General features: G+C 68.7%; 4 protein-coding genes. All 4 read left to right on the top strand.

The features are described 5' to 3' along the window. A partial coding sequence (locus tag AOK08_RS41375; protein WP_206743420.1) for a hypothetical protein occupies positions 1-562 on the top strand: 562 nt, incomplete at its 5' end. Between the two features lie 75 nt (positions 563-637). Beyond that, positions 638-1,432, top strand: coding sequence for a PIG-L deacetylase family protein (locus tag AOK08_RS41370; RefSeq protein WP_055535668.1), 795 nt, complete (start codon positions 638-640; stop codon positions 1,430-1,432). Between the two features lie 164 nt (positions 1,433-1,596). Continuing rightward, positions 1,597-2,658 (top strand): S8 family peptidase, encoded by a 1,062-nt coding sequence (locus tag AOK08_RS41365; protein WP_241827323.1) that lies wholly within the window; start codon positions 1,597-1,599, stop codon positions 2,656-2,658. 158 nt (positions 2,659-2,816) lie between these two features. Next, on the top strand, positions 2,817-3,974 hold a 1,158-nt coding region (locus tag AOK08_RS41360; protein WP_079054579.1), incomplete at its 3' end, for a glycosyltransferase family 87 protein.

Raw genomic sequence — 3,974 nt, 5'->3', positions numbered from 1 at the left:
GGGTTGCTCGGGGGGCCCGGGGGAGATGACCGTGTTCTGCGGGGCCGTGACGGGTATATCTGCGTCGTCGGTCTTGAACATCGGAGGACGGATGCAGCCGCAGGGCACTGTAGATTCCTCAGATTCCTCGACTCCCCTTGACCCACAGGTTACCCAACGTCAGTTCCAACGTGAGATCGAGGCCCTCTTCGAGGAATACCGGACCTTACGTGAAGAGGTCACACAGCGTGTGGCGGCGCGCATGCAGATGATCGGTTTCGCCGGCATCATCTCGGCGTTGCTGGCGGTGTCGAACAAACTCACTTTCGGTGCCCCGACCGTGTACATCGCGCTGCTCGTTCTGCTGGTGGCGGTTCTCTGGATCCGCGGCACGAATTTGGCGATACAGCGGCTCGGCCGGCACCTGCGTGGTGTCGAGACGCGTATCAACGCGCTGGCCGGCGAGGCATGGGGGACCCCGGACGCACTGCTCACGTGGGAGTCGGGGGCTCAGGAGGGAAGGATGCGCGTACGGGGGCTGGCCGGCCGGGTGGGCCGAGTGGGCGGCTGGTATGTGTCGTGAAACGAGAGGCCGACCGGGCGAGTAGCGTCTTCCTGACGGCATTCAACTGATTGCCGATAGCTCAGGATGTGATCCGTGGCGACAGTTGTGGCCTTTCATGCCCACCCCGACGACGAAGTGCTGATGACCGGTGGCACATTGGCCCGTGCCGCCTCGGAGGGGCACCGGGTGGTGATTGTCGTGGCCACCGACGGTGCGATGGGTGAGGTCGGGCAGGGCGAGGCACCTCGTATCGGTGAACTTCGCGCGAGCGCCGCCGCGTTGGGGGTGGCTCGTGTGGTGCACCTGGGTTACGCGGACAGCGGGAACGGGAAGGTGCTCTTTCCGGATCCGCCGGACCGTGCGCGTTTTGTGCGAGCCGATCCCCGGGAAGCCGCTGAGCGGTTGGCCGCGATTCTCCGCGAGGAGCGGGCGACGGTACTCCTCAGCTATGACGCCAACGGGGGCTACGGCCATCGGGACCATGTCAGAGTTCACGAAGTCGGGAGGCTCGCCGCGGACGAGGCCGGGGTGCGGCGCGTGCTCGAAGCGACGATTCCACGTGACGTGGTGGCGCGGGTCCTCAAGCTGGTGGACTGGCTGAGGCTGCCCGTTCGACACGACGCCGTGACTCCCGGCACGGCATACAGCGTCCGCTCGGGTATCACGCACCGGGTGAACGTACGTGGGTTCGCCCGGCAGAAACAGACAGCGCTCGCCGCGCACCGGTCCCAGTTGAACGGAACCGGCAGGCTCGCTCCGGTCATGCGGGTGCTGGTCCGTCTCCCGGCCCCTCTGTTCGGGCTGCTGCTCGGACGCGAATGGTTCATCGACACTTCCCAAGCAGCACCGTCAGGCGTGGCCGGGGACATTTTCCAAACGGCGGGGTGATGCGCGGGCCTTCGGACGGCGCGCCACGAACACGCACTCCCGGCCGGGGCGGTCGGGCGCGCCGACGCCGGGGATCTCCGTCCGGAACCGCCCGCTCCCTGCGGTCGTCTTGTGCGGTGGCTGTGTGCGAAAACGGGACTGTGGGGGACGTAGTGATGCGGAACATGACGAAGACGGGTCTTCTCGCGGTCGCCCTGGCGACCGTGGTCGGGGCCTCGGCCTGTGGTGGGGAAGCCGACGCGGCCGTCGGTGTAGGCGGCAGGCCGCTTCCCGTTCAAGAGGCGGGGGGATCCGGCACCGTGGGGACGATGTCCGGTGCCGCGCGGATCGCGGCGTCACCTGTCACCCGGCACGTGCCGTGGAACCTGGACATCCTGGACCAGCGATCGCGCCCCCTGAACGGGAAGCTCACCACCACCGCCACGGGCAAGGGCGTCCACGTCTACGTGATCGACACCGGGATGGACATCGCCCACCAGGAGTTCGGCGGACGCGCCCACCTCGGCGCCGACTTCGTCGGCCCGAAGGACTCCGGTGACTGCTTCAGCGAAGCGGGCACCGGCCACGGCACGTTCGTCGCGGGCATCATCGGCGGGGCGAAGTACGGGGTGGCGCCCAAGGCGGACCTCGTACGGGTGCAGGGCATCCTGTGCGAGAGCGGTGGCGGCGGCTCCGAGGCAGCGGCCGAGGCGGCCTTGGTGAAGTCGGTCAAGTGGGTCACCGCGCACGCCCAGAAGCCCGCGGTGGTGAACATGTCGCTCAACCTCGCCCACCGGTCGGCGGCCCTGGAGTCCGCCGTGAAGAAGATGGTCGACGCGGGCATCCCGACTGTGGTGTCGGCCGGCAACTTCCATGACGACGCCTGCAAACACTCCCCGGCCGGCGTCCCCGGCACGATCGTCGTCGCGGCCTCCACTCCGAGCGACCGCGCGTGGAACGACACCGGCTCCTACGGATCGGGGTACGGACGCTGCGTGGACCTGTACGCCCCTGGCCAGAAGGTGACCGCTGCCCTCGCCGGCGGCGGTACGACCACGGAGACCGACGGCGCCACGTCCTGGGCCGCGCCGCACGCGACCGGCGTGATCGCGCTGTACCTGTCGGCACACCCCCACGCCACGGCCAAGCAGGTCCACGTATGGCTCGACCACACGGCCACCCCCGGTGTCCTGCACGGCATCCGCTCAGACACGCCCAACCGGCTGCTCAACACCGGCGGCCTCTGACCGCTCCGGCCACCGCGCCCCTTCATCCAGGGTGTTGACCGACCATCAACTCCGCGACGGTATCGTCCAGGGTCAATCCTCCATCAGACATGGTCGGGTAGTCCGAGGGATCCGCGCTTCCCCGCTGTCGACCCCGCGCAGCCATCGAAGGAACCGCGATGCTTCACCGGCCTGCTTCCGCGGCCCCGGACTCCACACCTGACTCCACACCCGACACCACGCATTACTCAACGCCCGACACCACGCCCGACACCACGCCCGACACCACGCCCGACACCACGCCCGACTCAACGCCCGACTCCACACCGGTCCTCAATCGGCCGTCGGTCACTCGTGGGCGTTTCCTGGGGCTGGGTGGGTCGTCGTCGGCCGTCGTCGTGGTCTGGTGCCTGACGCGGCTGTGGCTCGTCCCCACGGCGTTGGGGATCAACCCGGTCACGGGCTATGGCACCCTCAACGAGTCCGTCGACAAGGTGTACCGCGGCTGGTACGCGGTTCTGGGCAACGGGTCCTTCCCGCTGCACGACGTCTCCTGGCAGTACCCGCCCGGTGCGGCTCTGCCCATCCTCGCCCCCGCGCTCGTCCCGGGTCTTGACTACGCACGCGCCTTCATCGTGCTGGCCGCTCTCTGTGACGTCCTCATCCTCGTCATGCTGCTCCGTGCGGCACGAGTGGCCGGACGCGGTCTCGCGGGGGCCTGGTTCTGGACCGTGGGGCTGGCACTGCTCAGCACCCTGCCCTGGAACCGCTTCGACCTGTTCGTCACCGGGCTGGCCATGGCCGCGCTCGTGGTGGCGGCCGGCCAACGCGCCTGGTCCGAGCGGGCGTTCGGCGCGCTGGTCGCGCTGGGCTCATTGGTCAAGGTCTGGCCGGTACTGCTCCTGATCGGCACCCGCAAGGGCCGCTCCACACGAACAGTCCTGATCGCCACCGCGCTCACCACGCTGGCGGTCACCGCTTCGTTCGTGCTCACGATGCCGAACGCCTTCTCCTTCCTCTCCGGCCAGAAGTCCCGCGGCATCCAGATCGAGTCCGTCGGAGCGCTGCCCTTCCACCTCGCCCGCCATCTCGGCTGGAGCGGAACCTGGGCGGCCAAGGACGGCTCGCACGAATTCGTCGGACCGTACGTCGACGACGTCAGCCTCGTCATGCAGGCACTGACCGTCCTGGCCTTCGGCTGGCTCCTGTACTGGCGCCGGCGCTCGGACCTCGGCCGCCTCGGCGGTTCCCACGTCCTGCCCGACGCCGCCCTGACGGCCACCCTCCTCTTCGTCGTCACCAGCCGCGTGATCAGCCCGCAGTACATGGTGTGGCTG

Source organism: Streptomyces graminilatus (genome assembly GCF_001418565.1).
Classification (GTDB): domain Bacteria; phylum Actinomycetota; class Actinomycetes; order Streptomycetales; family Streptomycetaceae; genus Streptomyces; species Streptomyces graminilatus.
Note: the sequence above shows the minus strand (reverse complement) of the source record. Positions and strands in the feature narration are given on the sequence as shown.